Below are 5321 nucleotides of genomic sequence, written 5' to 3' on the forward strand. Positions count from 1 at the left end.
GAATGGGACGAGGGCGGCGGCGTCTTCACGCGCTGGGACTGAGGCTGTTGAACGGCCTTGCGTAGGGTCGAATGACCCTTGGCGGCCGCCATGTAGCTAAGCGCGGGTCAACCTGCGATCTTGGCGGGATGCACAAGCCCCTCGCAGTCGGCACTCCCGATGACATCTATGATCCCGCCTTCGTAAAGGGTGTCTTTGACCGCTGCTCGAGATCCTACATCTCGTTCAGTTGGTTCTTTTCATTCGGGTTCACGGAACGATGGCGGAAACAGTGCGTGGAAGCGCTGCGCCTGCCCGCCGGAGGGGCGCCGGTCGGCTATGATCTGATGGCGGGCACGGGCGAGGCCTGGCCGCATCTGTTCCGTCAGCACCCCGGCATCAGCCGGGTGACGGCCGTCGACATCTCGTCCGGCATGCACAAGCTCGCGCTCGAGCGGCTCCACCGCGAACGGTCCCACAAGATCGATTTTCGCGAAGATGATGTGCTGAAGAGCGTCCTGCCGGATGAGAGTTGCGATTTCGTCGTCTCGACGTTCGGCCTCAAGACCTTTGATGCCGGACAACACCGGCAGCTGGCGGGACTGGTCGCACGCGTTCTGCGGCCCGGGGGCGTCGTGTCCATGATCGAGGCATCCGATCCCAAGGGCTGGTGGTTGCGGCCCGCCTATCTGTTCCACCTGAAAGTGCTGCTGCCGTTGATCGAGCGAACGATACTTCGCGGGGCCCAGGACTTCGCGATGATCGGGACCTACTGCTCCAATTTCGGGGATGCGCACGCCTTCGCCGAAATGCTTCGGGCAGAGGGTCTCGAGATCGAGTTCAGGCGGTACTTCTTTGGTTGCGCCACGGGTGTGAGCGGGCGAAAGCCGGTCGGGGCCTCCTGAACGTCCAACGGCGCGCTCCAGGACTGGCTTACGCCGCCCCTCGCCTTGTCCCCGTCCCGCGCATAGGGCACACCGCCGCGCATGCGCCTCGCCTTCATGGGATCACCCGACTTCGCCGTGCCGTCGCTGGCCGAGCTGATCGCCAGCGGCCACGAGGTCGTGGCCGTCTACAGCCAGCCGCCGAAGCCGCGCGGGCGAGGCCAGAAGCTGACCCCCTCGCCGGTGCACGCCTTCGCCGAGACCATGGGCCTGCCGGTCTTCACTCCGGCTTCCATGAAGTCGCCCGAGGCCATCGCTGACTTCCGCAGCCTCGACCTCGACGCCGCCTGCGTCGTCGCCTACGGCCAGATCCTCAAGCCCGAGGTGCTGGAGGCGCCGCGGCTGGGCTGTTTCAACCTGCACGGCTCGCTGCTGCCCCGCTGGCGCGGCGCGGCCCCGATCCAGCGCGCCATCATGGCCGGCGACCGCCAGACCGGCGTCCAGATCATGCGCATGTCGGAGGGCCTCGACGAGGGCCCCATCCTGCTCTCGGAAGTGCTCGACATCCGTCCCGACGACACCGCCGCGACCCTGTCCGACCGAATGTCTCATGTCGGGGCCAGCCTGTGGCCGCGCGCCCTCGCCGCCATCGAGCGTGGCGGGGTCGAGGGGACGCCTCAGACCGGCGAACCGACCTACGCCCGCAAGATCACCCCGGCCGAGGCGCGCATCGACTGGACCCGGCCGGCATCCGAAATCGACTGCCACATCCGGGGCCTGTCCCCCTTTCCGGGCGCCTGGTTCGAGGCTCCCGGGTCCGACGGCCCCGTGCGGATCAAGGCCCTGATGTCGCGCGTCTCCGGCCCGGGCGGGGGCGAACCCGGAGAGGTGCTCGATGCTGGCCGGGATGGGGGCCTGCGCGTGGCCTGCGGCGAGGGCGTCGTCCGCCTGCTGTCCGTGCAGCGGCCCGGCAAGGCGGTCCAGCCGGCCGACGAGATGCTGCGCGGCTTCCCGATTCCGGCCGGGACCGTGCTGGCCTGATGCCCAGGTACAGGCTCACGCTCGAATACGACGGCTCGGGCTACAACGGCTTTCAGGCCCAGACCGACCAGCCGACGGTGCAGGGTGCGGTCGAGCGGGCCATCACCGCCTTCTGCGGCGAGACGGTTCGCGTCGCCGCCGCCGGCCGCACCGACACCGGCGTCCACGCCACCGGTCAGGTGATCGGCGTCGACCTCGAAAAGGCCTGGCCGGCGCGCACCGTCATGAACGCCCTCAACGCCCATCTGGTCGGCGAGGCGGTGTCGGTGCTGCACTGCGTCGAGGCCGAACCCGACTGGCACGCCCGCTTCTCGGCCACGGGGCGGAGCTACCTCTATCGCATCCTGAACCGGGCCGGTCCGCCGGCCCTCGACAAGGGCAAGGTCTGGCACATCCGCAAGCGCATGGACGAAGAGGCCATGCATGACGCCGCGCAGTCGCTGGTCGGACTGCACGATTTCACCACCTTCCGCGATGTGAACTGCCAGTCGAAATCGCCGGTCAAGACGCTCGACGTCGCCCGCGTCTTCCGCAACGGCGACGAAATCTATCTGCAGTTCGAGGCGCGCAGCTTCCTGCACCGCCAGGTCCGCTCCATGACCGGCACCCTCGCCGAGGTCGGACAGGGCCGTTGGGCCGTCGAGGACGTGGCGGCGGCGCTGGCGGCGAAGGATCGCGCCGCCTGCGGGCCCGTGGCGCCGTCGGACGGTCTGTACCTCACGGGCGTCAGCTACTAGCCCTTCACCGTCATCCCCGGGCCTGACCCGGGGATCAGACGTCGGTGGGGGCGTCCGCCGGGCGCGGCGTCGACCCCTACCGCCTGGCGCTCTCGGCGCCCGAGGTGACGGCGTCGCCGGCGGCCCGGACGTCGCGGCCGATGCCCGAAACGGTGTTGCACGCCGACACCGCGAGAGCGGCGGCGACGAGGCTGAAGGCGATGATCTTCTTCATGGGGTTCCCCTTCGACGATTGATCTGCGGCCCCAAACGCCAAGCGTGGCCGTAGGGTTGCATGGTCAAGTTTGGAGGGGTCTGCTAACCCGCCCCGATGAGCCCACAGCCCGCCAACACCGCCGCCCGCCGTCTGGTCGAGACCCTCGTCGTCAACGGCATAGACCGCGTCTTCTGCGTGCCGGGCGAGAGCTATCTCGCCGTGCTGGACGCCCTCGCCGACGTGCGCGACCGCATCCAGGTGATCGCCTGCCGCCACGAGGCGGGCGCCGCCAACATGGCCGAGGCCTACGGCAAGCTGACCGGCAAGCCGGGCGTCTGCATGGTCACCCGCGGGCCGGGGGCGACCCACGCCTCGATCGGGGTGCACACGGCGCATCAGGACTCCACGCCGATGATCCTGTTCGTCGGCCAGATCGCCATGGCCGACCGGGGGCGCGGCGCCTTCCAGGAGGTCGATTACCGCGAGGTGTTCGGCGGTCTGGCCAAGTGGGCCACCGAGATCGAGACCCCCGCCCGCACCGTCGAGGTGGTCGAGCGGGCCATCGCCACGTCCCTGCAGGGCCGCATGGGCCCGGTGGTCATCGCCCTGCCCGAGGACATCCTGCACGAAGACGGCGGCCCGGCCCCCGTCCGCCCTGTGGTCCCCGCGAAGGCGGCGCTGGACCCGGCCTTCGCCCAACAGGTCCGCGACCGGCTGGCCAGGGCCGAGCGGCCGCTGCTGGTGCTCGGCGGCTCGGGCTGGAGCGAGAACGCAGCCGCCGCCCTCGGCGACTGGGCCGAACGGCTGGGCCTGCCCGTCGCCCTGTCCTTCCGCCGCAAGGACATCCTCTCCAACGACCGGAGCAACTACGCCGGCGACCTCGGTCTCGGCTGCAATCCCAGGCTGACCGCGCGGGCGAAGAGCGCCGACCTGATCCTCGCCATCGGGGCGCGCCTCGGCGAGAACCCGACCCAGGGCTACACCCTGTTCGACCGCGCCCGCACCGCCGAAACCCTGATCCACATCCATCCGGGACCCGAGGAACTGGGGCGCGTCTGGACGCCGCTGATGAGCGCCACCGCCGACAACGCACTGGCCGCCCTCGCGCTGGCGACCATCGATCCGGGCCGGACCTGGGCCGACGAAGGGGCGGCCGCCCACGCCGACTATCGGGCCTTCTCGACCCCCGTGCCGGTGACGGGCGCGGTCAATATGAGCGAGTGCATGGCGCATCTGGCCGAGGCCCTGCCGGCCGACGCCATCGTCACCAACGGGGCCGGCAATTTCGCCGCCTGGCTGCACCGCTTCTACCGCCACCGCGCCTGCCGCACCCAGCTGGCTCCGACCTCCGGCGCCATGGGCTACGGCTACCCCGCCGCCTTCGCCGCCAAGAGCGTCCATCCGGACCGCGACGTGGTCTGCATCGCCGGCGACGGCGACTATCTGATGACCGGGCAGGAGATCGCCACGGCGGTCCAGTACGGCATCAACGTCGTCGTCGTGGTGGTCGACAACGGGACCTACGGCACCATCCGCATGCATCAGGAGACCCACTATCCGGGCGCGCAGCGGACCATCGCCACCGACCTGAGAAACCCCGACTTCGTCGCCTACGCCGAGGCCTTCGGCGCCTTCGGCGTGCGCTGCGAGCGGACGGAGGACTTCCCTGCCGCCCTCGCCGCCGCCCGGAACGCGGGCCGCCCCGCCCTCGTTCACCTGCTGACCTCGGCCGAGGACATCGCGCCGAACCGCACCATCACCGGCCTGCGTTCGCAATAGGAGCCGCCATGCGCCTCGCCGCCGCCCTCGCCGCCGTCAGCCTCCTCGGAGCCTGCGCCACGCCGCCGCCCTCCGGCCCGGACGTCCCCACCCCCTGGTCCGACAGCGACGACTGCGCCGTCATCGCCGCCGTGGCCAGGGAGCACTACCGGTTCAACAGCACCGACAATCCGCCGCTGCCGATCCGCTTCGAGGGCGACTACGCCCCGCGCTGCCAGTGGAGCCGCTACGGCCTCGCCTTCGAGCCCTACGACCCGGACCGCCCCGGCGACCCGCGCGAGCGCGTCCGCTGGGTCAGCTTCGCCCGCCCGGCCTATGACGGCAGCGGCGCGGTGATCGAGACCGGCATCATGCACGGCCCGCTCGCCGGCATGGGCTACGAATGCCGCGTCATCTCCGGCTTCGCCGGCTGGACCGTCGGCGAGTGCAGGAACACCTGGGTCTCGTAGTCCGTGGGGCGGTGACGGAGGCGGCGCGCCCGCCTATGTTCGCCGCATGACCGACGCCGCCCCAGACTCCCCGCAGGACTCCGACCGTCCCCTCACCCAGGACGGCCCCGCGCTGCGGCTGTGGATGATCGACGCCTCGGCCTACATCTTCCGCGCCTACCACGCCCTGCCGCCCCTGACCCGCAAGTCGGACGGCCTGCCCGTCGGCGCGGTGCAGGGCTACTGCAACATGCTGTGGAAGCTGATCCGCGACATG

7 protein-coding genes are annotated in these 5321 nt (G+C 70.5%); 6 read left to right on the forward strand and 1 reads right to left on the reverse strand.

What is annotated here, in order from left to right; all coding sequences use genetic code 11:
* Positions 1 to 128 precede the first annotated feature (128 nt).
* The 3 genes from VGD32_RS12895 (at position 129) to truA (ending at position 2641) form a co-directional block, all read left to right on the forward strand.
* Complete coding sequence (locus VGD32_RS12895; protein WP_331032286.1) at positions 129 to 884, forward strand: class I SAM-dependent methyltransferase; 756 nt, start codon at positions 129 to 131, stop codon at positions 882 to 884.
* 81 nt (positions 885 to 965) lie between these two features.
* Positions 966 to 1904 carry a methionyl-tRNA formyltransferase gene (fmt, locus tag VGD32_RS12900; RefSeq protein WP_331032287.1) on the forward strand — a complete coding sequence of 313 codons (939 nt, stop codon included), beginning with the start codon at positions 966 to 968 and terminating at the stop codon, positions 1902 to 1904.
* On the forward strand, positions 1904 to 2641 hold the full coding sequence (truA, locus tag VGD32_RS12905) for a tRNA pseudouridine(38-40) synthase TruA (RefSeq protein ID WP_331032288.1): 738 nt from the start codon (positions 1904 to 1906) through the stop codon (positions 2639 to 2641). The genes fmt and truA overlap by 1 nt, the downstream gene beginning before the upstream one ends.
* Positions 2642 to 2717: 76 nt before the next feature.
* On the opposite strand, the gene VGD32_RS12910 is transcribed toward truA, so the two are convergent.
* The gene (locus VGD32_RS12910) at positions 2718 to 2855 is read right to left on the reverse strand and encodes an entericidin A/B family lipoprotein (RefSeq protein ID WP_331032289.1); all 138 of its coding nucleotides are present in this window, start codon (positions 2853 to 2855) and stop codon (positions 2718 to 2720) included.
* Positions 2856 to 2951: 96 nt separating this feature from the next.
* Here VGD32_RS12910 and VGD32_RS12915 point away from each other — a divergent pair, with 96 nt between their 5' ends.
* From VGD32_RS12915 to VGD32_RS12925, 3 genes are all read left to right on the forward strand, one after another.
* A complete protein-coding gene (locus VGD32_RS12915) occupies positions 2952 to 4616 on the forward strand; it encodes a thiamine pyrophosphate-binding protein (RefSeq protein WP_331032290.1) in 1665 nt (554 codons plus the stop codon).
* Between the two features lie 8 nt (positions 4617 to 4624).
* On the forward strand, positions 4625 to 5065 hold the full coding sequence (locus VGD32_RS12920; protein WP_331032291.1) for a hypothetical protein: 441 nt from the start codon (positions 4625 to 4627) through the stop codon (positions 5063 to 5065).
* 46 nt (positions 5066 to 5111) lie between these two features.
* A partial coding sequence (locus tag VGD32_RS12925) for a hypothetical protein (protein ID WP_331032292.1) occupies positions 5112 to 5321 on the forward strand: 210 nt, incomplete at its 3' end.

It is taken from the genome of Brevundimonas sp. (assembly GCF_036402095.1).
In the GTDB taxonomy this organism is placed as follows: Bacteria; Pseudomonadota; Alphaproteobacteria; order Caulobacterales; family Caulobacteraceae; genus Brevundimonas.